The organism is Thioalkalivibrio sp. ALgr3 (assembly GCF_000377325.1).
GTDB lineage: Bacteria > Pseudomonadota > Gammaproteobacteria > Ectothiorhodospirales > Ectothiorhodospiraceae > Thioalkalivibrio.
The window spans coordinates 164,635-186,186 of the sequence record NZ_KB897978.1 but is presented as its reverse complement, the minus strand read 5'-3'; the positions used below and the strand labels follow the sequence as shown (position 1 = coordinate 186,186).

General features: G+C 66.3%; 23 protein-coding genes. 13 read left to right on the top strand and 10 right to left on the bottom strand.

What is annotated here, in order from left to right; genetic code table 11:
* The first annotated feature begins 56 nt into the window (after positions 1 to 56).
* From mreC to rnd, 4 genes are all read left to right on the top strand, one after another.
* Positions 57 to 920, top strand: a complete 864-nt coding sequence (gene mreC, locus C998_RS0105165; protein WP_255349427.1) for a rod shape-determining protein MreC — start codon at positions 57 to 59, stop codon at positions 918 to 920.
* Entirely contained in the window at positions 917 to 1,408 is a 492-nt protein-coding gene (gene mreD, locus C998_RS0105160) for a rod shape-determining protein MreD (protein ID WP_018869796.1), read from the top strand. Before mreC ends, mreD begins: the two co-directional genes overlap by 4 nt.
* An 81-nt stretch (positions 1,409 to 1,489) precedes the next feature.
* Positions 1,490 to 1,795 (top strand): DUF1244 domain-containing protein, encoded by a 306-nt coding sequence (locus tag C998_RS0105155; RefSeq protein WP_018869795.1) that lies wholly within the window; start codon positions 1,490 to 1,492, stop codon positions 1,793 to 1,795.
* On the top strand, positions 1,788 to 2,948 hold the full coding sequence (rnd, locus tag C998_RS0105150; RefSeq protein ID WP_018869794.1) for a ribonuclease D: 1,161 nt from the start codon (positions 1,788 to 1,790) through the stop codon (positions 2,946 to 2,948). The genes C998_RS0105155 and rnd overlap by 8 nt, the downstream gene beginning before the upstream one ends.
* A gap of 68 nt (positions 2,949 to 3,016) precedes the next feature.
* On the opposite strand, the gene C998_RS0105145 is transcribed toward rnd, so the two are convergent.
* Positions 3,017 to 3,463: a hypothetical protein gene (locus C998_RS0105145; RefSeq protein ID WP_018869793.1), complete on the bottom strand. Its 447-nt coding sequence runs from the start codon at positions 3,461 to 3,463 to the stop codon at positions 3,017 to 3,019.
* Positions 3,464 to 3,603: 140 nt separating this feature from the next.
* On the opposite strand from C998_RS0105145, the gene C998_RS0105140 reads away from it, so the two are divergent.
* Together C998_RS0105140 and msbA are read left to right on the top strand one after the other, a co-directional pair.
* Positions 3,604 to 4,101 carry a SprT-like domain-containing protein gene (locus C998_RS0105140; RefSeq protein WP_018869792.1) on the top strand — a complete coding sequence of 166 codons (498 nt, stop codon included), beginning with the start codon at positions 3,604 to 3,606 and terminating at the stop codon, positions 4,099 to 4,101.
* Positions 4,102 to 4,205: 104 nt separating this feature from the next.
* Positions 4,206 to 5,999: a lipid A export permease/ATP-binding protein MsbA gene (msbA, locus tag C998_RS0105135; RefSeq protein ID WP_018869791.1), complete on the top strand. Its 1,794-nt coding sequence runs from the start codon at positions 4,206 to 4,208 to the stop codon at positions 5,997 to 5,999.
* A 161-nt stretch (positions 6,000 to 6,160) separates the two neighbouring features.
* Here msbA and C998_RS0105130 read toward each other — a convergent pair whose 3' ends face one another.
* From C998_RS0105130 to C998_RS0105120, 3 genes are read right to left on the bottom strand one after another with little or no spacing between them, the layout of a single operon-like run.
* Positions 6,161 to 7,441, bottom strand: coding sequence for a 3-deoxy-D-manno-octulosonic acid transferase (locus tag C998_RS0105130; RefSeq protein ID WP_018869790.1), 1,281 nt, complete (start codon positions 7,439 to 7,441; stop codon positions 6,161 to 6,163).
* A complete protein-coding gene (gene gmhB, locus C998_RS0105125) occupies positions 7,441 to 8,013 on the bottom strand; it encodes a D-glycero-beta-D-manno-heptose 1,7-bisphosphate 7-phosphatase (protein ID WP_018869789.1) in 573 nt (190 codons plus the stop codon). Before gmhB ends, C998_RS0105130 begins: the two co-directional genes overlap by 1 nt.
* The gene (locus C998_RS0105120) at positions 8,010 to 8,585 is read right to left on the bottom strand and encodes an SIS domain-containing protein (RefSeq protein ID WP_018869788.1); all 576 of its coding nucleotides are present in this window, start codon (positions 8,583 to 8,585) and stop codon (positions 8,010 to 8,012) included. Before C998_RS0105120 ends, gmhB begins: the two co-directional genes overlap by 4 nt.
* Before the next feature lie 140 nt (positions 8,586 to 8,725).
* Between C998_RS0105120 and C998_RS0105115 the strand changes: the two genes are divergently transcribed.
* The 3 genes from C998_RS0105115 to C998_RS0105105 are packed head-to-tail and all read left to right on the top strand — an operon-like array spanning position 8,726 to position 11,629.
* Positions 8,726 to 9,757 (top strand): lysophospholipid acyltransferase family protein, encoded by a 1,032-nt coding sequence (locus C998_RS0105115; protein ID WP_018869787.1) that lies wholly within the window; start codon positions 8,726 to 8,728, stop codon positions 9,755 to 9,757.
* Positions 9,747 to 10,856, top strand: coding sequence for a glycosyltransferase family 9 protein (locus tag C998_RS0105110; protein ID WP_018869786.1), 1,110 nt, complete (start codon positions 9,747 to 9,749; stop codon positions 10,854 to 10,856). The genes C998_RS0105115 and C998_RS0105110 overlap by 11 nt, the downstream gene beginning before the upstream one ends.
* Positions 10,857 to 10,873: 17 nt before the next feature.
* Positions 10,874 to 11,629: a sulfotransferase family 2 domain-containing protein gene (locus C998_RS0105105; protein WP_018869785.1), complete on the top strand. Its 756-nt coding sequence runs from the start codon at positions 10,874 to 10,876 to the stop codon at positions 11,627 to 11,629.
* Between the two features lie 31 nt (positions 11,630 to 11,660).
* Here C998_RS0105105 and C998_RS0105100 read toward each other — a convergent pair whose 3' ends face one another.
* From C998_RS0105100 to C998_RS0105090, 4 genes are all read right to left on the bottom strand, one after another.
* Positions 11,661 to 12,938 carry an O-antigen ligase gene (locus tag C998_RS0105100; RefSeq protein ID WP_231364956.1) on the bottom strand — a complete coding sequence of 426 codons (1,278 nt, stop codon included), beginning with the start codon at positions 12,936 to 12,938 and terminating at the stop codon, positions 11,661 to 11,663.
* A gap of 2 nt (positions 12,939 to 12,940) precedes the next feature.
* Entirely contained in the window at positions 12,941 to 13,708 is a 768-nt protein-coding gene (locus tag C998_RS14430) for a sulfotransferase family 2 domain-containing protein (protein WP_081617413.1), read from the bottom strand.
* Between the two features lie 71 nt (positions 13,709 to 13,779).
* The gene (locus tag C998_RS14795; protein WP_155986657.1) at positions 13,780 to 14,229 is read right to left on the bottom strand and encodes a hypothetical protein; all 450 of its coding nucleotides are present in this window, start codon (positions 14,227 to 14,229) and stop codon (positions 13,780 to 13,782) included.
* Positions 14,230 to 14,381: 152 nt separating this feature from the next.
* A complete protein-coding gene (locus tag C998_RS0105090) occupies positions 14,382 to 15,308 on the bottom strand; it encodes a glycosyltransferase family 2 protein (protein ID WP_026279480.1) in 927 nt (308 codons plus the stop codon).
* Between the two features lie 24 nt (positions 15,309 to 15,332).
* On the opposite strand from C998_RS0105090, the gene C998_RS0105085 reads away from it, so the two are divergent.
* The 4 genes from C998_RS0105085 to C998_RS0105070 all read left to right on the top strand — a co-directional run bounded on the left by C998_RS0105085 (position 15,333) and on the right by C998_RS0105070 (position 19,276).
* Entirely contained in the window at positions 15,333 to 16,142 is an 810-nt protein-coding gene (locus C998_RS0105085; protein WP_018869781.1) for a 3-deoxy-D-manno-octulosonic acid kinase, read from the top strand.
* Positions 16,132 to 17,262 (top strand): glycosyltransferase, encoded by a 1,131-nt coding sequence (locus C998_RS0105080; RefSeq protein WP_018869780.1) that lies wholly within the window; start codon positions 16,132 to 16,134, stop codon positions 17,260 to 17,262. Before C998_RS0105085 ends, C998_RS0105080 begins: the two co-directional genes overlap by 11 nt.
* A 66-nt stretch (positions 17,263 to 17,328) precedes the next feature.
* Positions 17,329 to 18,009, top strand: coding sequence for a sulfotransferase family 2 domain-containing protein (locus tag C998_RS0105075; RefSeq protein ID WP_018869779.1), 681 nt, complete (start codon positions 17,329 to 17,331; stop codon positions 18,007 to 18,009).
* The gene (locus C998_RS0105070) at positions 17,984 to 19,276 is read left to right on the top strand and encodes a hypothetical protein (protein WP_018869778.1); all 1,293 of its coding nucleotides are present in this window, start codon (positions 17,984 to 17,986) and stop codon (positions 19,274 to 19,276) included. Before C998_RS0105075 ends, C998_RS0105070 begins: the two co-directional genes overlap by 26 nt.
* A 24-nt stretch (positions 19,277 to 19,300) precedes the next feature.
* Here the strand turns inward: C998_RS0105070 and C998_RS0105065 are convergent, their stop codons facing one another.
* Both C998_RS0105065 and hldE read right to left on the bottom strand, forming a co-directional pair.
* Entirely contained in the window at positions 19,301 to 20,110 is an 810-nt protein-coding gene (locus C998_RS0105065) for a sulfotransferase (protein WP_018869777.1), read from the bottom strand.
* A complete protein-coding gene (gene hldE, locus C998_RS0105060) occupies positions 20,107 to 21,543 on the bottom strand; it encodes a bifunctional D-glycero-beta-D-manno-heptose-7-phosphate kinase/D-glycero-beta-D-manno-heptose 1-phosphate adenylyltransferase HldE (RefSeq protein WP_018869776.1) in 1,437 nt (478 codons plus the stop codon). Before hldE ends, C998_RS0105065 begins: the two co-directional genes overlap by 4 nt.
* Between the last annotated feature and the right edge of the window lie 9 nt (positions 21,544 to 21,552).

Genomic DNA, 21,552 nt, shown 5'->3' with positions numbered 1-21,552 from the left:
GAGTCGCCCCGCGTTCCGGAGGTTCGGTTATAAGCAAGCCGCTGTTCAGACTGGGCATCTCGCCCACGCTGCGTCTGCTGTTCGTGGTCCTGCTGGGGATCGCGCTGATGGTGCTCGACCACCGCCTGAACGAACTGCAGACGGTGCGCAGCGTGCTCGCGACCGTGGCCTACCCGATCCAGGTCGCGGTGGATGCGCCCATCCGCGCGGGCTCACGGGTGCTGGAATCGTTCTCCAGCCGCGAGGATCTGGTGGTGGAGAACCGCATCCTGCGGCGCGAGAACAGCGAGTTGCGCGCCCGCCAGCTGCGTTTCGAGGCGTTGCAGGCGGAGAACGACCGCCTGCGCGCCCTGCTCAACACCGCCCGTCAGGCGGACGAGGAGGTCCAGGTCGCGCAGATCCTTGCGGTGGACCTGGACCCCTTCCGCCAGCAGATCGTGCTCGACAAGGGACAGCGCGATGCGGTGTATGCCGGACAACCGGTGATCGACGCCGACGGCGTTGTCGGTCAGATCCTCTCCGCCGAATACTCCAGCGCCACGGCCCTGCTGATCTCCGACCCCGGACATGCCCTGCCGGTAGTCAGCGCCCGCACCGGCCTGCGCGGCATCGTCGTCGGCACCGGCAACCCCCAGCGCCTGCACATGCGCCACGTCCCGCCACAGGAAGACATCGAGGAGGGTGACCTGCTGCTGACCTCGGGGCTGGGCGGTCGTTTTCCTGCGGATTACCCGGTCGCGCGCGTCACCTCGGTGGAACGCCCGCCGGGCGAGCCCTTTCTCGCCATTGAGGCGGAACCGCTGGCCGCGCTGGACCGCTCGCGCGAGGTGCTGCTGCTGTGGATGCAGGACCGCGAACGCAACGCGATCCCCACGCCGCTGCCCGCCGAAAGCGCAACCGAATCCGCGCCGGCGCCATGAGTGGCGGCACGGGCGTTCCCTGGCCGATCCCGCTGAGCCTGCTGGCGGCCCTCGCGCTGGCGATCGTGCCCCTGCCCGCGGGCCTCGCGCTGCTGCGACCCGAATGGGTAGCGCTGGTCCTGATCTACTGGGCCATGGCCTTCCCCCAGCGGGTCGGGGTGTTCACGGCTTTCGGCGCCGGTCTGCTGCTCGATGTCCTGCAGGGCCAGCTGCTGGGCCAGAATGCCGTTGCGATGGCCCTGGTGGCCTACCTCACCATCCAGCTGCATTCACGCCTGCGGGTCTATCCGCTGTGGCAGCAGATGATCGTGGTCACCGGCCTGATCGCCCTGTACAAGCTCACCGCCCTGTGGCCGCAGGGCCTGGCCGGCCTGCCGCCGGGCACCCCGTGGTACTGGGCGCCCGTGCTCAGCAGCGCTCTGATATGGCCGCTGATCTTCGTGCTGCTGCGCGACGTGCGCAAGCGCTGGCTGCTGCACCTGACCTGATCCACCCGTGGCCATCGCACCCGGAAGGCCGGCTGCGGCATACTCTCCCGGCCATTCAGTCGTGACCCCTTCGGAGGCCCCATGGACCCGAACAAGCAGACCGAGATCGAGGCCGCGGTTTTCCGGCGGCTGCTGCAGCATCTGGACGAGCGCAAGGACGTGCAGAACATCGATCTGATGAACCTCGCCGGTTTCTGCCGCAACTGCCTGTCCAAATGGTATGTCGCGGCCGCCGAGGAACGCGGCGAGTCCATTGACTACGAGGCCGCCCGCGAGATCGTCTACGGCATGCCCTACGCCGAGTGGAAGGAGCGGTATCAGAAACCGGCCAGCAACGAGCAGCTGGAGGCATTCGCACAGAACCGCCCCGACGACGACCATGCATGATCATGGCCTGATCGATACCCCGGAGGCACTGCAGGCATTCCTGCAGGCCGTCCGGGGTGCCCCGTGGATCGCGCTGGACACCGAGTTCCTGCGCGAAAAGACCTACTACCCGAAGCTCTGCCTGATCCAGGCGGCCACCCCGGAGCACATCGCCAGCATCGACCCGCTGGCGCTGGACGTAAAACGGCTGGCCCCGCTGCTGCACGACCGTTCCGTCACCAAGGTGTTTCACTCCGCCTGGCAGGACATGGAAATCCTGCTGCGCGAGACCGGCGACGTACCCGCACCGGCCTTCGACACCCAGATTGCCGCGGCGATGCTCGGTCACGGCGATCAGGTCGGCTATGCCAATCTGGTCCGCGCGGTGCTGGACCACGAACTGGACAAGAGCCAGACCCGCACCGACTGGTCGCGCCGTCCGCTGGATTCGGAGCAGCTGGCATATGCTGCCGACGATGTGCGCTATCTCGCGGCCCTGTACCAGCAGATGCACGCGGACCTGGAAAGCAGCGGGCGCCTGGAATGGCTGCAGCCGGAGATGGATGCCCTCGCCGATCCCGAGGCCTACCGCGCCGATCCGGAAGCAGCCTGGCGCCGGGTCTCCGGCCACAAGCGTCTGAAACCGCGCGAACTCTCCGTACTCCAGACCGTGGCCGCCTGGCGCGAACGCACGGCGCAGAGCAGCGACCGGCCGCGCAAGTGGGTCCTGAGCGATGACCTGCTGCTGGAGATCGCCCGCCGGGCACCCGCAGGGACCGCACAACTGCGCGGGCTGCGCGGTTTCCCCTCGGGCATGAACGACGACCGGGTACAGGGCCTGCTGGAGGCGATTCGGGCAGGACGCGAACGTCCGCAGTCGGAATGGCCGGCATTGCCGAAGCAGAAGCCGCTGTCCGAGGCCGACGAGGTGCTCGCCGACATGGCCATGGCCCTGCTGCGCGAACTCGCCCGCCGGCAGGAGATCACGCCCGCGGCCATCGCCCAGCGCAAGGATGTTGTGGAACTGGTGCGCGGACGCCCGCAAGACAGCCGCCTCGGCAGCGGCTGGCGCCATCACGTGGCGGGCGCCGAGATCCAGCGCTGGCTGAACGGCGAAACCGCGTTGTCACGCGACCCCGCAAACGGACTCGAGCTGAAATCCACGGCCGGATGAGGCCGTCGGCTTTCCCCCGCGGGACGGGAGGGGGAGGGGCGGACCGCCCGCTCCCGGGTGCCCCTTTCTCAGGCGGCCTTGTAAACGCCGCGACGCGGCGACGTCAGACGACCCTGACGCTTGAGGTAGGCCAGCGTCTGGCTGATGTTGCGGGTATCCAGCCCGGCCTTCTCGGCCTCGGCCTTGATGTCCTTCACGCTCATTTCGGGCTGAGAGGCCACGATGTCGCACAGTTTCTGGCTGATGGAACCACCGCCGCCGCGACGCCCGCCGCGTGCGGACGAGGCCTTCCGCCTGCCCCCGACGCGCCCGCCCAGTTCCTCGATCTGGCGATCGATTTCGCGCAGTTCGGCCTTGTGCCGGGCGAGCATTTCGCGGCGCTTTTCTTTCAGCGCCTCGCGTTTTTCCTTGCGCTCGGCTTCCTTGCGTTCCTCTTCCTCGCGCTCGCGTTCGCGCGCCAGGGCATAAAGTTCCTCGGCCGAGAGTTCGGAGGCCTTCTTGTCATCCACGGTCATACTTTTCTCCATTGTTCGTTTCGTTCTCTGCCCGCTCCGGAGGACTTACATACCGGAGCGGGCCACAGGCACAAAATGTTGCGTTCGATCCATCTTTTGACAAATATGCCACGAAACCCGGCGCAAAACCAAAACATCGCATGAATCTCGACCCTGAAACCCGCGACCGTATTTGCCGACGCACGCGTTCCTTTTATATCGAGGCCACCGGCCACCCGGCGTCTTCCACCCCGGCGGTTCTTTTTGATCTGCGCGGCCGCGCCGCCGGTCAGTTCCGGGTCCACCGCGGCCATCCAGCCATCCGTTTCAATCCCGAGGCTTTTGTACGCGACTGGAATACGCATTTCCCGGAAACCATTGCACACGAAGTCGCCCACGCCGCGGTCCATGTCCTTTATCGCGGACGCCGGGTCCGTCCGCACGGCGCGGAATGGCAGGCCATCATGCATCACCTGGGGGTGGCACCGCGGGTGCGGCATGCCACCCCGCTCACACCCGCACGCCGGCAACGAACCTATGCTTATATCTGCGACTGCACCCACCACGCGCTCAGTCCGCAACGACATGCCCTGATCCAGAAAAAGGGGTATCGCTACCAGTGCCGGCATTGCGGGGGCTGGCTGCGCCCGGCCGAATGACACACCGCCGGGCTCCGGAGGCGCACGGGAAGGTCTGTTATCATGCCTGCCCGGTTTCGCAGCCAATCCCGCAGCCGGCGTTCCGACCAGGACCTCGCAATCGCATGAAGAGCAAAGCCCTCGACGCCACCCACCCCAGCGCCGGCGAATCCTGGCGCCTGTTCCGCCGCATCTTCGAGTTCATCAAGCCCTACTGGCGCATGGGGATCGTGGCGATCATCTCGATGATCCTGGCCGCCGCCGGACAGGCCGCCTTCGCCTGGATCATCCAGCCGCTGGTGGATGGCACGTTCATCGAACAGGACCCCGACGCGCGCATCTGGGTCCCCCTGGGGCTGGTCGGGATCTTTTTCTTCTATGCGTTCACCACCTTTGCCGCGCAGTACACCGTGGCCTGGGTCGGGCGCAAAGTGGTCAAGGACATCCGGCAGGCGGTATTCGATCAGTATCTGCGACTTCCGGCGGGATTCTTTGACCGCCATTCCTCCGGCACCCTGCTGGCCAAGCTGACCTATAACGTCAATCAGATCAGTGCCGCGGCCTCCAAGGCGATCCTGATCCTGGTCAAGGACAGTTTCACCATCCTGTTCCTGCTGATGTACATGACCTGGCTCAGTGGCTGGCTGATGCTGATCGTGTTCGGGCTGGCGCCGGCGGTGGCCCTGGTCATCAGCGGGGCCAACAAGCGTTTTCGCAAGTTCAGCCGGCGCATGCAGCGTTCGGTGGGGGATTATGCCCAGGTTGCGGAGGACAGTATCCGCGGGCATTCGGAGGTCAAGATCTTTGGCGCCGAGGACTATGAATCCGACCGCTTTCGCAAGATCAATGACCGCCACCACCGCCAGTTCATGCGTTACAAGACGGTGGAGGCCGCCAGCCAGCCGCTGTCACAGTTCGGTGCGGTCATCGCGCTCGCGATCATCGTTTATCTCGCCACCATGGACATGGTGATGGACACCATCACCCCCGGGGGCATGATTTCGTTCATCGCGGCCATGCTCCTGCTGCTTCCGCCGCTCAAGCGGGTGGTCAAGGTCAACTCGGAGATCCAGAAGGCGCTGGCCGCGGGCGAGAGCGTGTTCGAGGTCCTGGACACCACCCCGGAACCGGATCACGGCGAACGCCGACTGGAGCGGGCGGAGGGGCATATCGAGGTCGACCGTGTCTGGTTCCGCTATCCCCAGACCGAAGACTGGGTGCTGCGCGACATCTCGCTGGAGATCCGGCCCGGGCAGACCGTGGCCCTGGTCGGACGTTCCGGCAGCGGCAAGAGCACCCTGGCAAGTCTGGTCCCGCGCTTCTACGAACCCGAACATGGGGAGGTGCGCCTGGACGGCCATCCGGTGCGGGAATATCCACTGCGCGACCTGCGCGGGCAGATGGCGCTGGTCAGCCAGCAGGTGGTGCTGTTCAATGACACCGTGGCCAACAACATCGGCTACGGCCTGGCACGGGAACCCTCCGCCGAGGAGCTGCACGAGGCTGCGCGCGCGGCCAACGCCCTGGAGTTCATCGACGACCTGCCCGACGGCTTCGACACCGTGGTGGGCGAGAACGGCGTGATGCTCTCCGGCGGGCAGCGGCAACGACTGGCAATCGCCCGCGCCCTGCTCAAGGACGCACCCATCCTGATCCTCGACGAGGCCACCTCGGCGCTGGACTCGGAGTCCGAGCAGAAGATCCAGGACGCCCTGGAACAGCTGATGCGCGGGCGCACGACCCTGGTGATCGCGCATCGCCTGTCCACGGTGGAGGACGCCGACCGCATCCTGGTGCTGGACGACGGCCGGGTGGTGGAATCCGGTACGCACAACGAGCTGATGGAGGCCGGCGGGCATTACGCCGCGCTGCAGAAGGGCCAGTTCGGCGAGGAGGAACAGGCCGGCCCCGAAGAGTGATCCTCCGGCGCTGACCGGGCTGGCGGCGGTTCCGGGAAATTACCCCCCGGACCCTGCCGGTTCGCGTGCGAGCACGCGAACATGGCCGGTGGACGCGCTCAATCCGGCCATAACCGATCGGCTGGTTCTGTGCCAGGAAGCCACGCGGCGCCCGCGCGGAATCAGACAGTCGCCACCGTCTCTTCCAGCACACCCAGGACCCGCGCCACGGCACCGCGCCCGGAGGCCACCACATCCTGGCCGGCCGCGGCCATGCGCCGCCCTCGTTCCGGGTCGTCGAACAGTTCGGCCAGTGCCGCGCCCAGCGCGTCGCCATTGGCGACCTCGATGCGGGCATCCACGGCATCCAGGGCGCGAGCGACGGCGGCGAAATTCGACACATCCGGACCGGTGAGCACCGGTCGCCCCAGGGCCGCCGGCTCCAGCAGGTTCTGTCCGCCCAGTGGCACCAGACTGCCACCGACGAAGGCCACGTCGGCCGCCGCGAGATAGAGCCCCATCTCGCCGAGGGTATCCCCCAGCAGCACGTCGGCCTCGCCCTCCGCGCGGCCGGGTGCGTCCGCCTGCAGCGAGCGTCGCGCCACCGACAGGCCTGCGTCTGTGGCCGCCCGGGCCACCGTATCGAAACGCTGCGGGTGGCGCGGCACCCAGATCAGCCGCGCGTCCGGGTGGCGCCTGCGCAAGGCGGCATGGGCCGCCAGCAAGGCCTCGTCCTCGCCCTCGCGGGTACTGACCGCCGCCCACACCGGCACCTCCGCGGACCACAGGGCGGCGCGCAGCGCCGCGCCCCCCTCGGCGCCCGCAGGCGGATCGCGATCGAACTTCAGGTTGCCGCCCACCTCGACCCGCGACGGCGGCGCGCCGAGGATGCGAAAGCGCTCCGCCGCAGCGGCATCCTGCGCGAGGATCCGCCGCGGCACGCCCAGCACCTCGGCGATCAGCGGCTGCCGGCCCTGATAACGCCGGAACGCACGATCCGAGAGCCGACCGCTGGCCAGCACCAGAGGCACCCGGGCGCGCTCGCAGGCCGCGAACAGATGCGGCCACAGTTCGGTCTCCACGATCACCCCGGCACGCGGTCGGGCCGCGGCCACGAAGCGCCGCACGGCGCCGGGGAGATCCAGCGGCAGAAAACGGTGGTGGACGTTCTCGATGCCCGCCGCGGTGATCCGCGCCGCACCCTCGGGCGTAGTGGTGGTCACCAGCACGGGCACTTCGGGGAAGCGCTCGCGCAGCCCCCGTATCAGCGGCAGGGCGGCCTCCACCTCGCCCACCGAGGCGGCATGCACCCACCACGCCCCCGACGGCGGCGCGGCACCCCGGCCCAACCATTCCAGGCGGCGCGCCGCCGGTACGTGGTTGCGCGCGGCACGCCGCCACAGGACCGCGCCCATGACCAGCCCCAACAGGCGCGACAGGACCGCGTAGCCGGCGCGCCGCATCAGGAGCGTTCCGTCTCCAGAAGCGCCGCCGCCTCCTGCAGGGAACGGATCCGGCGTGCCTGCGGATCCGCCTGCAGCGCGACCGTCTGTTCCGCATCCGGGGTCTCCGGGGCGAACAGCAACCGCGTGCCCACCCCGGCACGGCGCGCAGCCTCCAGGTCGGAGGGGCGGTCCCCGACGAGTACCGAATGCGCCAGATCCACGTCCAGCGCGTCCCGCGCCCGCAGCAGCATGCCCGGAGCGGGTTTGCGGTCCGGACAGTCGCGCCGCCAGGGCTCCAGCGCATCGCGCGGATGGTGCGGGCAGTGATAGACCGCATCCAGACGTCCGCCGCGTTCGGCAAACCGCGCCCGCATCCACTGCGTCAGCCGCTCGAAGTCGTCCTCGCCGTAGTACCCGCGACCGATTCCGGACTGGTTGGTGACCACCACCACGGGGTAGCCGGCGGCACCGGCCCGGGCCACCAGCTCGAAGATCCCGGGCATGAAATCGAAATCCTCGGATCGGTACACATAGGCGTGATCCACGTTGATCACGCCGTCACGGTCGAGGAACAGCGCCGGCCGGCTCACGGGGCCCCGTCGCCCTGCGCGCGGGCAACCAGGGCATCTTCCAGCACGGCGCACAACAGATGCCCGATGAGCCCGTGCACCTCCTGCACCCGCGCGGTCGCGGCGTCCGGCACCGCCAGCAGGTGGTCCACCGCGGGGCCGGCGGGCAGCCCCCGCGCGCCGGTCAGCGCGACCGTGGTCAGGCCCTGGCGCCCGGCGGCTTCCAGCGCGCGCAGCACATTGGGCGACTCGCCCGAGGTGGTGAAGCCGACCAGTACGTCGCCGGGACGCCCCAGCGCCTCGACCTGGCGCGCAAATACTTGCTCGTAACCGAAGTCGTTGGCGATGGCCGTCAGCACCGAGGTGTCGGTGGTCAGCGCAACCGCCGCCGCGCCCGGCCGCACCACGCGGTAACGGCACACGATCTCGGCCGCGATGTGCTGGGCATCCGCCGCACTGCCGCCGTTACCCGCAAGCAGGATCTGGCCGCCGGCATCCAGGCTGGCCAGCCAGCGCCGCGCGACGGCCTCCACCTCCCCGAGGAATTCCGCATCCTCGGCCAGTTGTCCGAAAAGCCGGCTGGCGGCCTGCAACTCTGCTGCGATCCCTTCCTGCACGCGTTCCTCACTTTCGGGGGGCGACCCCGGAGACGGCCACCGGCGACGCCCCGTCCCGGCGGTCCCGAATGTACAATGCGCAACATTATCTACCCGACACCCGACTTCGACCAACGATGACATCGCAACGCCGCGAACAAGCCTGGCATCCGGCCAACTGGGGACAGGCCCTGGCCACCGCCCTGCTGTGGCTGCTCGCCCGCCTGCCCTGGCGCCTGGCGATCCGCCTGGGCACCGGGCTGGGCCACCTGCTCTACTACCTGGCGCGGGACCGGCGCTACGTGGTGCGCCGCAACCTCGAGCTGTGTTTCCCGGACCTCGACCCGGATGAACGCGAACGCTGGGTGCGCGCGAACTTCGGCTACACCGGTCGCGGGGTGGCCGAGGTGGCGCTGGGCTGGTTCGGCGGACCGGCGGTGGACCGCGTGCCGTGCCGCTTCCACGGGATGGAGCACCTGGAGACGGCGCACGAAGCCGGTGACCCGGTGATCCTGCTGTCCGGGCATTTCTCCTGCATCGAGATGGCCGGCCGGCTGTTCGGTGCGCAGGTGCCCATGGCCGCGATCTACAAGCCCATGGACAAGAAGCCGGTGCTGGAACGCGCCCTGCGCTCCGGCCGCGAGCGCAAGCTGGAACGCGTGATCTCCAAGGACGACATCCGCGGGATCCTGCGCAAGCTGAAAAAGGGCGGGACCATCTGGTACGCCGGCGACCAGAACATGCGGCGCACCGAGCAGGTGTTCGCCCCGTTCTTCGGCATGCAGGCCTCCACCACCACCGGCCTGTCGCGCCTGGCGCGCATGGGTCGGGCGCGCGTACTGCCGATGTTCTATTACGTGAACGACGCCGGTGACGGCTACGAGTTCGTGGTGGGGCCACCGCTGGAGGACTACCCGAGCGAGGATCGCGCCCGCGACGCCGCACGCATGAACGCGGTGCTGGAAGACGCCGTCCGGCACGCACCGCAGCAGTACTTCTGGGCCCATCGACGGTTCAAGACCCAGCCCGAGGATGCACCCGACCCGTACCCGGGCCTGCGGACCAAGCATATCGGGCGCATGCCCTGGCAGAAGAACAAGAAAAAGAAGGCGCTGAAGAAAAAGCGCAAGAAGGCCGCCCGCGAACAGGGCCCGGACGATGCCTCCTGAGTACTCGGCCGACCGCCCGCTGATCGAGGCCCCGCCGGACGAGCTGTGCCTGCTGCGGCTGTCGGCCCTGGGTGACTGCACCCACGTCGTCCCGGTGGTGCGCAGCCTGCAGGCCGCCTGGCCGCAGACCCGCATCACCTGGATTATCGGGCGGCTGGAACACCGGCTGCTGGAAGGACTGCCCGGGGTCGAATTCGTGGTCGTGGACAAGAATCGCGGCCGCCGCGCCTACGGCGACCTGCGCCGTGCCCTGCGCAGCCGCCGCTTCGACGTGCTGCTGCAGATGCAGGTCTCGCTGCGCGCCAGCCTGCTGGGCCTGCAGGTCCCCGCACGCCTGCGCCTGGGCTTCGACCGCCGGCGCGCGCGCGACTTCCAGTGGCTGTTCACCCGCCACCGCATCGCCCACCGCCCGCGCGAACACGTGCTCGACGGCTTCTTCGGCTTCGCCGAGGCACTGGGCGTGCGCGAACGCATCCTGCGCTGGGACATCCCGGTGCCGCGGGAGGCCCGGGCCTGGGCCGAACAGCACCTGCCCGCCAACCGACCCTGGCTCGCCATCAACCCGTGCTCCAGCGCCCGCTTTCGCAATTTCCGCAACTGGGCACCCGAACGCTACGCGGCGGTGGCCGACCACGCCGCCGAACGCCACGGCATGGGCATCGTGCTGACCGGCGGCCCCACGCAGCTCGAGCGCGAATACGGCGAGGCCATCGCCGCGCAATGCCGCCACCCCGTCACCAACCTGGTCGGCCGGACCGACCTCAAGCAGCTGCTGGCCGTGCTCGAACGCGCGCAGGTGCTGGTCTCGCCCGACTCCGGCCCCGCCCACATGGCCAACGCAACCGGCACCCCGGTGATCGGCCTGTACGCCGGCTCGAACCCCGACCGCACCGGCCCCTACTGCAGCCGGCAATGGGTGGTCAACCAGTACCCCGAGGCCTGCCGGGCCGCGTTAGGCAAGCCGCCCGAAGACCTGCGCTGGGGCCGGCGCGTGCGTGAACCCGACGTGATGGAGCGCATCACGGTGCCCGAGGTCACCGAGCGCCTGGATGCCCTGCTGGCGAACCGTCCGAGCCAAATCTTGCCAAGCGCTCCCTGAGCCGACACCATTCAGGGATGTCGTTCGTAACGCGGAATATCGAGAACCTGCAGGTCCTCACCCACGCATACCTGCCCATGTGTCAGAAATACGGATGGCGCAGGGTCAACCCGGCTGGCTTGAAACGCATTGCCGTCTTCCCGAAGACCGGGATCCTTTTCAACCGGGTCAAGAAGAATGCCAACACCACCACGCTCGGAATCCTGACCGAACTCGAGACAGGTCAGACACCTCATCACAAGACCATAAAAAAAACCACACCCATCCTCGGTTGCAAAAACCAGGCGCGCGCCCACCGAAATCTCGAAAAATACTCAATCATCACGGTCAAACGGAACCCATATACCCGAGTCCTGTCCGCATTCCTCGAAAAGTTCCGCCACGAACGGTTCAGACACCGCCATGGTCAGTTTGACCTGACACCCGAGGGGTTCGAATCCTTCTTACGCTGGCTCGATGAAGGCGGCCTAACCAAAGACCCCCACTGGGACCTGCAAATCAAACTAATGGCACTCCCGCCGACCCTGTATGACACGGTCATCCGTTTCGAACATTTCGCGGACGATCTCCGACATCTACTTCAGGAACGCACCAACCAGCCCTTACCCTCTGCCCTGCATGCGACCTACGCCTCGGACAAGGACAAAGCCACGCGCGCAGCCTCACAGCTCAACGAATTCTATACAACCGAAGCCGTTCAGATCGTTCGCCGCATCTACCGCGTTGACTTTGACCAGCTGGAGTACGACGACACCTCATTTCCATCTTCCTAAGGGGAGGCGGACCGCACGGATATACCGACAGCTATCTGCTTTTCAAACGGAAAAGTGAATAAAAGTATAACGCGTACAGCGACGTTATCAGAGCCCGCCCCTCACTCTGCCCGATCCTAATCTCGTTCATGAGCATTATCAAAAGAACCACGGTTGCACTAAGTAGCCCCACGAACAGCGCGGGAGAAATCACCGCCCCAAAGTACGACCGCACAACCCCCGCGTAGAGCAATACGTGGAACGCCAGAAAAAGCGCCCCGCCAACCACACCGAAACTGGTCAGAATCTCCAGATAGATGTTATGAAAGTGCCCGTAATCCAGGCCCGCAGGATTCAGAATCATCGACCCGCTACCACCTCCCCAACCGAATACGGGCCGATCCAGTATTGCCTCCAAGCCAACCAGCCACATCGCCACACGAGATCCGAAGGACCCCCCGATCTCGGCTGATGTCGACCAGTCCAGGTACAAAAATGCCTGAAGCGCTTCCCATTCTCTGCTGAAGCGCTCAACGAAATATTCCATATTACTAAAAACTACCGCCGCCAGAATCACCAGCGCGAGACCGGAAAGGAATATTGTGGCTTTATTCATTCCACCGACGGCACGGCTCAACAACCCATACAACAGAAGGATCCCGAAACCAGCCGGAAACGCCAGCCAGGCGGTCCGTGAGCCGGACGTGTACAACATCATCACGAGACCCAGAAAGACCCCGGCACCAAGTATCCATTCCCAGCCTCGCAGCCGCCCCTTACGCTCGTAGAGGACCCACGAGAGCAAGCCCAGCATCAGCATACTGCTGAACATACCTAGATAATTCGGCGAATACCCCCAAACGGACCTGTCCCAGATATCTCCATCCAGCAGCGCCCCTACATCACCATCCACCCCCGCCCCAAAGAACAGGCCGACAACAAGGGTCACAAGGAATGGCTTGAGATGACCGGGGAAGCACCAGAGCCACCACCCCAGGAGGACAGACCACAAACCCCCTACCCGAAGCCAATGATTCCAGTTGGGGTTTATCGAATCATCAAGCGCAGGGGCAAACTGGAGATAAACCAGGGAATGCAAAAGAATATAGCCTGTTATGCCGACAGCCAGCCAGAACACTGGCTCGCGTTTTATATCTGACCAGATACGCGGAAGAAGGAAAAGACTCCCGACTACCACCAGAAAGAGTCCCACATCGACAAGGGTAGTAGACCACGCCTGCGAGACCGCAAAAAGGTAGACCCCAAGGAAACCAACAACGATACCAACCCCATGAAACGACCGATAACGCCGCGCTTCCACGTCAGCCACCCTCAAGACTCACCCGCCGCAACGGAAGGGCGAAGCGCTCTGGCATACCGATACAGCTCGATATCATATGCACACATCTCGGAAACGCGATCACGAATCTCGGACGAATTTTTGATTTCCCGGGCGTACCGATCCGGAGCCGGGTTTCGCCGCTCGTGCGGGATCTTTATACGCGCGCCAACGAGGGCCTCAATCTGCTCCGCAAACAGCCTGATCTCATCCAGAAAACCAACCCCATCAAGTTCATGAATGGCGGCCTTTGCCTGTTTCACTGCCGCTTCCGTCTCGTACACGCGATCAGCGCATCCCCCTGTGAGGTATCGAACATATGTCGTCGCCTGGGATCGGGCCTCAGGCGACGAAAGATAAGAATCGATATCCAGCGATGTACGCATGTGAGGGGTCGTCTTGAAGCGGTTATAGAGAAAATTCGAGATAAAACGATCCACCGGATCACGAAGACAGGTCAGGACCTGATATCCGGCTTTCTGCAAACTTCTGATGCCACCTGTATACCACACATGCCCCGTGAGGTAGCGGGTCCCTGACTCGGCGGCGTAAAGCAGAAGATCCGAGCGCAGGCCCTGCATACGCTCCTCAAAACCAGGCGCGTTTATATCGTGGGTCCTTGCGGCGGCGTGTCGTGATTCGGCGGCCTTTACGTGATATCGCGACCCCCGATATCGGCGACCCACCGCCTTCGCAATGGAACTCCCGCCGGTTTTGGGAATATGGAGAAAGACGATTGCCTGATCGGGAGAACGAAACATGGGAATCCACCTTGAGGAATCACGAACGACGGAGCACGGACCGTAAAGGCGCCCGGGGCGAAGAACTGGCCCTAGCACCAACAGGGCTGCACCCCGTTCTCCTGCAACTGGTACGCGATCCTTGATCGCATGTCCGCCGGTCCCGGCCCCGATCGCGCGAGAATCCACCTGCGGTGGACAAAACGGACTTCCGCGGTGACCAACGACAGGCCGAGGACGAGGGCTGTATGGAAACGATGATTCCCATTGGGCACCTTGACCCAGCGACCTTCGCGATCGATGGCGAGGCCGATTTCATCTGCGGCAAGGTTTGGGACATAACCACTGGCCTTCATGCTTTGAAAAAGTGCGTGATATTGTCGGATGTAAGCGTCGCCTTCCTCAGCAGCCTTCCGCCTCGCTCGATCGACACTGCGGCCCTTGTCGCGAAAATAGCGAACGAGGGTTTCATGGCTGGCTTCAGGTTCAAACTGGTTATCGGCGAGCTCGCGGATAAGACGATATCCGGGATGCTGGGTCACAGGGATGGTTCGCCGGTCCCAGCTCCCCGAACGAAGCATCTCGGGCTGCCCGAGACCATTCAGACCAAACCGAAGCTTGTCCCAGGAGCTCCGCCTCACGAACGAACGGTCGATCGCAGTGGGGTCGACCGTGACCAGTAATCGGCCCGCGGTCACCTGCCTGCCGTCCGCTGCCATTTGAAACGATCGCCAAGGTAGTTTGGCAGCGCGCGCGGCAACGCGCTGAGCCACTGGACGCGGCTTGGCACCTCGTGCCATTGGGCAGAAAAATGGATGCCGCTGTGCAGAGCGTACCGTATGTACTCCGCATAATGCCGTCTGCGGACCGAACGGCTGAGATACATCTGATGATGGAGTAGGTCCGATTTCCAGTAGAGATACAGACCACGAACATGTCGTTGGCGCCGGGTCGAAGCCGTGCGCGTAAGCCCTCCTTCCTGGAATTCGATTTCCTGAAGGACCTCGTTGATGAAACGGACGCGCCAGCCCGCCGCAGAGAGCTGCTTCCACAGATAGCTGTCACGCATTCGGTCTTCCCCGGGCACTTCGGGATACAGGAAGTCACGGAGCACATCGACGCGCAGGGCGTGTCTCTTTTCTCCCGTCACCCCGTACCGACCGATCATCTCCAGGTAATAACCATCGACGACGTCAGAGGGATAGGCGCTGCCGTGCAGGCGCCCCTCCCCGTCGCGGCACAGGCCCTCGACACCCACAAAGCCCTCTCTCTGGTCCGGGGGAATCGCGGACCACGCCTCATGCACCCGAGCCAGGCATTCCGGAAGCAGAATGTCATCGGAGTCGAGCACCATCAGCAGTTCGCCACGCGCCAGCCCCACCGCCCGGTTGTGCGCCCTATGCTTGCCTCCATTGGGCTGCCGGTAGTACCGCACGGGAATATCGGAATCCTCCGCCCATTCACTCACGACCGTTTCAGTGTCGTCCTCGGACCCGTCATCGACCACCAGGACCTCGTAGTCCTGCAAGGTCTGCTCGCGTACACTATCGAGCGCCCGGCGCAGGGTATGTGCACGGTTGTATGCCGGGATGAACACCGTGAAGGCGGGTGAATTTCGCATGAGCACAATACTACCAGAAGGCAAATGGCGCGCGCCCCGGCCAGATGCCTCCCCGCGCTACTGGTGGCGGGCACCAGCTACCCGATGAACGAATTCGCGACCGCCCCGGCCCCCATCGTGGAACGGCTTGAACGGCCAGCCGGCCAGGCCTGCATCTACGACGCCTCACGAATGGATCGCTGCGATCTTGCGCTGTTCGATCCCGTCTCCCCCGAACGACCGGGAGAGTGTTCCATGCTCGGGGACGGTCGCAGGCCGGTCCATCTCGTGCGCAGGGGTGGTCATGACTGGGTGCTACGGCACTACTGGCGCGGGGGGCTCATGGCGCATGTCCTTAGCGACCGGTACCTGAGAACGGGACTGGCCCGCAGCCGCCCCCTGCGGGAGTGGCGACTGTTGTGTACGTTGCATGAGCTCGGACTGGCGGTCCCGCGACCGGTGGCCGCCCGGGTCGAATTTCAAGGACCCTTCTGGAGGGGGGACCTGATCACGGAGTTGATACCCCATACCAGGACTCTTTTTGACGTAATCAAGAGCGAGGAGGACTCGCCCTCCACCTGGCACTCCGTGGGCCGCAGGATCGCGGCATTTCATCGCCACGGCGTCTGGCACGCGGACCTGAATGCACGCAACATACTGATCCAGAGAGGGAACAACGTCTGGCTCATCGACTGGGACAGAGGACGGCAAAATCCCGTCTGGAGCCTTTCGGGCAACCTGAAACGACTGGCGCGATCCCTGGAGAAATGGCCCGAAACCCGGGAACGGGCCCGAGAGGGCTGGACTCACCTGCTACAGGGTTACCACGAGGAAAGGAACCGCCATGGAGGATAAACGCCTGGCGGTTCTGGTCGCCTATACCGGAGACGGCGGCGTCGAAAAAATGATCAACCATCTGCTGCGCGGATTCGTGGATTCCGGCGTGACAGTGGATCTCCTGTTGCTCAAGGCGCGCGGGGGGCACCTGAAGGGCATTCCCGAAGAAGTCAACGTCATCCGGATCAATGCGCTGACCTCCATTCTGGCACTGCCGGCGGTGGTCCGATACCTGCGTCGTGAACGCCCGGCAGCGCTTCTTGCCGCCAAGGATCGGGCCGGTCGCGTGGCGATCCTGGCACGAGCACTCGCCGGAGTGCCTGTACGTATCGTGCTGCGCATCGGGATGCACCTGTCCGGTTCTCTCCAGGGCAAGTCCCGGTGGCAGAAGCTGGCCCGTCATCTCCCCGTACGGTGGATATTCCCGCACGCAGACGCGATTGTGGCGGTAGCCCGTCCCGTTGCCGAGGACCTGGCCGAGATCGGCCGCCTGCCCCCCGAACGATTCCATGTCATTGCGAACCCCTCGATCCCGGCCGACCTGGAAACACTTGCACGTCAGCCCTTCGTGCATCCATGGCTGCCCCCTCGCCCTCGAGAGGTACCCGTGCTGGTCGCCGTTGGCCGTTTGAGGCCGCAAAAGGGTATGGACCTGCTGCTGAACGCCGTCGCCCGGGTACGGAAGAATCGGCAAGTCCGCCTCCTGGTAGCCGGCGATGGCCCGGATCGCAAACCACTGGAAGACGAAGCGAAGCAACTTGGAATCGATGACGTGGTGCAATTCACCGGCTTCGTGGAAAACCCCTACCCGCTCATGCGGGCTGCAGACGTGTTCGTGCTGCCCTCCCGTTTTGAAGGCTCCCCCAACGTCCTCGTCGAAGCGATGGCCCTGGGCACCCCGGTGGTAGCGACCGATTGCCCCAGCGGTCCCCGGGGCATCCTGCAAGATGGCCTTCTGGGCCCGCTGGTGCCGGTGGAGGACGTCATGGCCCTGGCCAGGGGGATCGAAGAAGCGATTGATCATCCCGCCCCGTCCGAGGACCTGCGCACTGCCGTGCGGCCATTCGAGGCGGAGCGAAGCAGTCGGGAATACCTGAGGGTACTGGACATTGAGCCGAGCTCACTCAACGCCCCGTGAACGGATACGCTTGACCGGAGACATCGCGGTTACAATACCGCCACCGATCCCTAGCAGCCCCGATCCATGCTGATTTCCTATCGCAAGAATTTCCTGTTCGTGCACATCGCCAAGACGGGCGGGACCAGCATCCGGGCGGCGCTGCGGCCGTATCGCTGGGGCGGCTGGTACAGCATCCCGCTGTGGGCGGCCAGCCAGGTCAGTCAGCTGACCCGGCCCCGGCACAAGCTGGGGCTGAAGTTTCCGCGCCACGCGAAGGCGATCGCGGCCAAGGAAATGCTGCCGGAGCCGGTCTACCGCGAGCTGTTCAAGTGCGCGATCGTGCGCAACCCCTGGGATCTGCAGGTCAGCTCCTGGCACCACATCCGGCGGGAGAAGCCGGAGGTCCTGGAAGGGGTCAAAACCTTCGGCGATTTCCTGCGGCTGAAGTTCGACCCCGAACGGCCGTATGACTACATGCTGGACACCTCGGCGGAGCTGCAGCACGAGTACATCGTCGATCTGCAGGGACGCGTGATCGTGGATTTCATCGGCCGCTACGAGAACCTGCACGAAGATTTCGCCACGATCTGTCAGCGCATCGGGATCCCGACGCCCGAACTCCCGCACCTGCGCCGCGCCAGCGAACGCGACGACTATCGCAGCTACTACGACGACACCCTGGCGGAGATGGTGGCGCAGCATTACCGCCGCGACCTGGACCTGCTGGGCTACGAATTCGATGCCCCGACTTCCGCAAACCGGTGACCGCCCGGAGATCCCGGGCCTCGGGACCCTCGCGCTGGAGGACTGCCTCCACGAGTACCCGGGCAAGCGGCGGATCTTTCGCGCACGGTTGCCCGACGATCGGGCGGTGGTCGCCAAATTCTATCTCGGGCGCATCGCGCAGTGGGCCGAATGGCGCCGTGGCACCCGCGGGGCGCGCCGGCTGGAGGCGGCCGGCGTGCCGGCGCCGGCGGTGCACCATGCCGGCTACTGCCCGCAATACCGCGCGTGGCTACTGGTGCTGGACCTGGTCGAGGCGGATACCCCCTGGCCACCGCCCGGCGGTGATCCCGGGCACGAGGCCCATGCCCGGCTGCTGACCACCCTGGCCGAACACCACCGCGCCGGTATCGTGCAGAACGATCTCAACTGGCTGAACTTCATCCCCCACGGCGGAAAGCTGTACGCGATCGACGGGGACCGGGTCCGGCGCCGCGCCGGGGCGCTGGCCCGCGGGCCCGCCCTGCGCCACCTCCAGCGGCTGTACGCCTCAAAGACCCGCGTGCCCGAGGCGCGCATCCGCGAGGGCTTCCGGCGCTACCACGAATTGCGCGGCTGGGACGCGAGCGAGGCCGAACTGGAACGTTTCCTGCGGGTACTGCGCCACGCCCGCGTGCGCCATGCCCGCCGCGTTGCGCACCGCGCGGCACGCGGCTGGAAACACTACCCGCGCTTTCGCAGCGACGACCTCGGGATCATCCACGACCGGCGCAGCCTCACGCGCGAGCAGGCCGGCGAGATCGCCCGCCACCTGTACGCGACCGGCGAGCTGCCGGAGACCGTCGCCTCATCGGACACGCCCGAACTCTGCGCCCGGCGGATTGATGCACCCTGGCAGACCCTGCCCGCCCTGCTGCGCCCGGCCCTCACCCGCCGGACCGCGCGTCGGGTCTGGAGCCATGCGCTCACCCTCCGGCGGCTGGGGCTGGCGGCGCCACGGCCGGTGGCCGTGGTCGCCGCGGATCGCGGCATGATCTGGCTGGTCCAGGAAGCAATCGCAGACATGCACCCGCTGACGGACGGCGGCCCTCCGCCCGGACCGGAAGCGGCCGAGACCCTGTGGGCGGGTCTGCGGGACTACGGGATCCGGTTCCGCGGGCGGGACCCGCGCATGCTGGGCAGCGACGGCCAGGCGTTGTGGATCCTCGACCCGCTGCCGCTGGCCTTTGCCCGGCCGGGGGCGCGCGGTCTTCTGCGCGCCGCGCAGCGCGACCGGGAGTGGCTGCGGCAGGTCAGCGAGGCGCGCTGACCCGGCGCTGACGACGCGGGTGCGTCAGTCCAGCCCCCAGCGACGCTCCTTGGCATCGTTGGCCACCCGCCCGGGCCAGGCGATCACGTTCTGGATGCGCTGCATGTACGGCGGGATCACTTTCTTCCAGGCATCGTCCGGCCAGATCACGCTGCCCTCGGTCTTGCGGAAGACATCCGCCGAACCGATATTGTGATGCGCCATCTCCGCCCAGGAGTCGAGCTGCGGGCGCTCGAACTCCAGCCCCAGACGCTCCATCAGCTTCGGCAGCTGATCCTCGGGGTCATAGGCCAGCTTCTCGTAGTTCACCACGATGTGCGGCTCGTTGCGCAGCAGGTGGTACAGCCGCAGCGAACGGTGGGAATAGGAGAAGGTAGGGAGGTAGTTCTGCTGCTTGCGCTTGCGCAGCGACTGCGCCCGCCCGCGCGGGTCGCGCAGCACGTGGATGGGCACCACGTCGATGTCGGGCGCGACCATCAGCCGGCGCAGGCGCTGCACCGACTTGGAATTGTCGGTCACGAACGGGACCCCGCTGACCTCGGAGACCACCTCGAACAGCGTGCGGTTGTGCTCGTTGAAACGGGCCGGGTCGCGCGCATGCACGTCCAGGGTCTCCAGGTTGCAGCCCAGGCGCTCCTCCAGCCGGGCGTTGACCGCCGACCAGAACTCGCATGCCCAGAAGCTGGGCGCGCCGCAGGGGCAGGGATGCTTGCGCGCGTAATGCGCCAGGCGCCGGACCCCGCCCAGCGCGCGCACCTGGCTGTGCGCGTCCAGCAGGATGTCCAGCAGGGTCGAGCCGCTGCGGCCCATGCCCACGAGATAGAGTACTTTCATGTGTCGGATTCGCCCTGTCGGATACGCTCCATCACCGCGCTGGTGGAGCAGCCGTCGACGAAGTCCAGCACCTCGACCCGGCCGCCGGCAGCGGTGACGGCATCATAACCCGCGATGTCTTCCGGCCTGTAGTCGCCACCCTTCACCAGCACGTCGGGCAGCACCTCGCCGATCAGCTCCGCCGGGGTGTCCTCGGCGAACGGCACCACCCAGTCCACTGCCGCCAGCCCGGCCAGCACGGCCATGCGGCCCTCCAGCGGGGTCACCGGTCGTCCGGCACCTTTCAGGCGCTGTACCGAGGCGTCGTCGTTGACCGCGACCACCAGCCGGTCGCCGCGTGCCCGGGCCTGCTCCAGATAGGCCACGTGCCCGGCATGCAGCAGGTCGAAGCAGCCGTTGGTCATCACGATGCGCTCGCCGGCGGCCCGCGCGCGCTCCAGCACGGCCATCAGCCCGGCGCGGGACAGGACGCCGCGATCGGCGCCCTCCGGCTCGTGCCGCGCCGCGCGCAGTTCGTCCGGCGATACCGTCGCGGTGCCCAGCTTGCCGACCACGATCCCGGCGGCGAGGTTGGCCAGATGCATCGCATCCTCCAGCGTCTCGCCGGCCGCCACCGCGGCCGCCAGCGTCGCGATCACCGTGTCGCCGGCACCGGTCACGTCGAACACCTCGCGTGCCCTGGCCGGCTGATGCACCGGCGGCCGGTCGGGACGGAACAGGGTCATGCCTTCCGCGCCGCGGGTGACCAGCAACGCCTCGATGCCGTGCTCGCGGAGCAGATCGGTGGCTGCGTGCTCCAGCGCCGCCGTGTCCGGACAGGGACCGGCCACGGCCTCCAGTTCCGCGAGATTGGGCGTGACCAGACTGGCGCCGCGGTAGGCGGAGAAATCGGTGCCCTTGGGGTCCACCAAGACCGGACGGCCGGCGGCCCGCGCCGCGCGGATCAGCGGCTGCGGGTCACGCAGCGCACCCTTGGCGTAGTCGGACAGCACCACCACCTGACAGTCGCGCAGCAACGGTTCGAAATCCGCCAGCAGGTCACCGGCCGTCGCCCCGGGGAAACCGTCCTCGAAATCCAGCCGGATCAGCTGCTGATGGCGACTGATGACCCGCAGCTTGGTGATGGTCGCGCCCCCCGACCGGCGCCGAAAGTGGCAGTGCACGCCCGCCTCCTGCAGCAAGGCGGACAGATCGGCCGCGGCGGTGTCGTCGCCGGTCACTCCCACCAGATCGGGACGCCCGCCCAGCGCGGCCAGGTTCAGGGCGACGTTGCCGGCCCCGCCCGGACGCTGCTCGATGTCACGCACGTGCACCACGGGCACCGGGGCCTCCGGCGAGATGCGATCGGTCGCGCCGTGCCAGTAGCGATCCAGCATCAGGTCGCCGGCGACCAGCACGCGGGCCTGGTCCAGGGGAGGCAGGGTCATGGTCATGCGCTCGCG

Coding starts and splice junctions, on each gene's coding strand:
- mreD (WP_018869796.1), top strand. CDS start 917: ATGAGTGGCGGCACGGGCGTTCCCTGGCCGATCCCGCTGAGCCTGCTG.
- C998_RS0105155 (WP_018869795.1), top strand. CDS start 1,490: ATGGACCCGAACAAGCAGACCGAGATCGAGGCCGCGGTTTTCCGGCGG.
- rnd (WP_018869794.1), top strand. CDS start 1,788: ATGCATGATCATGGCCTGATCGATACCCCGGAGGCACTGCAGGCATTC.
- C998_RS0105145 (WP_018869793.1), bottom strand. CDS start 3,463: ATGACCGTGGATGACAAGAAGGCCTCCGAACTCTCGGCCGAGGAACTT.
- C998_RS0105140 (WP_018869792.1), top strand. CDS start 3,604: ATGAATCTCGACCCTGAAACCCGCGACCGTATTTGCCGACGCACGCGT.
- msbA (WP_018869791.1), top strand. CDS start 4,206: ATGAAGAGCAAAGCCCTCGACGCCACCCACCCCAGCGCCGGCGAATCC.
- C998_RS0105130 (WP_018869790.1), bottom strand. CDS start 7,441: ATGCGGCGCGCCGGCTACGCGGTCCTGTCGCGCCTGTTGGGGCTGGTC.
- C998_RS0105115 (WP_018869787.1), top strand. CDS start 8,726: ATGACATCGCAACGCCGCGAACAAGCCTGGCATCCGGCCAACTGGGGA.
- C998_RS0105110 (WP_018869786.1), top strand. CDS start 9,747: ATGCCTCCTGAGTACTCGGCCGACCGCCCGCTGATCGAGGCCCCGCCG.
- C998_RS0105105 (WP_018869785.1), top strand. CDS start 10,874: ATGTCGTTCGTAACGCGGAATATCGAGAACCTGCAGGTCCTCACCCAC.
- C998_RS14430 (WP_081617413.1), bottom strand. CDS start 13,708: ATGTTTCGTTCTCCCGATCAGGCAATCGTCTTTCTCCATATTCCCAAA.
- C998_RS0105090 (WP_026279480.1), bottom strand. CDS start 15,308: ATGCGAAATTCACCCGCCTTCACGGTGTTCATCCCGGCATACAACCGT.
- C998_RS0105085 (WP_018869781.1), top strand. CDS start 15,333: ATGGCGCGCGCCCCGGCCAGATGCCTCCCCGCGCTACTGGTGGCGGGC.
- C998_RS0105080 (WP_018869780.1), top strand. CDS start 16,132: ATGGAGGATAAACGCCTGGCGGTTCTGGTCGCCTATACCGGAGACGGC.
- C998_RS0105075 (WP_018869779.1), top strand. CDS start 17,329: ATGCTGATTTCCTATCGCAAGAATTTCCTGTTCGTGCACATCGCCAAG.
- C998_RS0105070 (WP_018869778.1), top strand. CDS start 17,984: ATGCCCCGACTTCCGCAAACCGGTGACCGCCCGGAGATCCCGGGCCTC.
- C998_RS0105065 (WP_018869777.1), bottom strand. CDS start 20,110: ATGAAAGTACTCTATCTCGTGGGCATGGGCCGCAGCGGCTCGACCCTG.
- hldE (WP_018869776.1), bottom strand. CDS start 21,543: ATGACCATGACCCTGCCTCCCCTGGACCAGGCCCGCGTGCTGGTCGCC.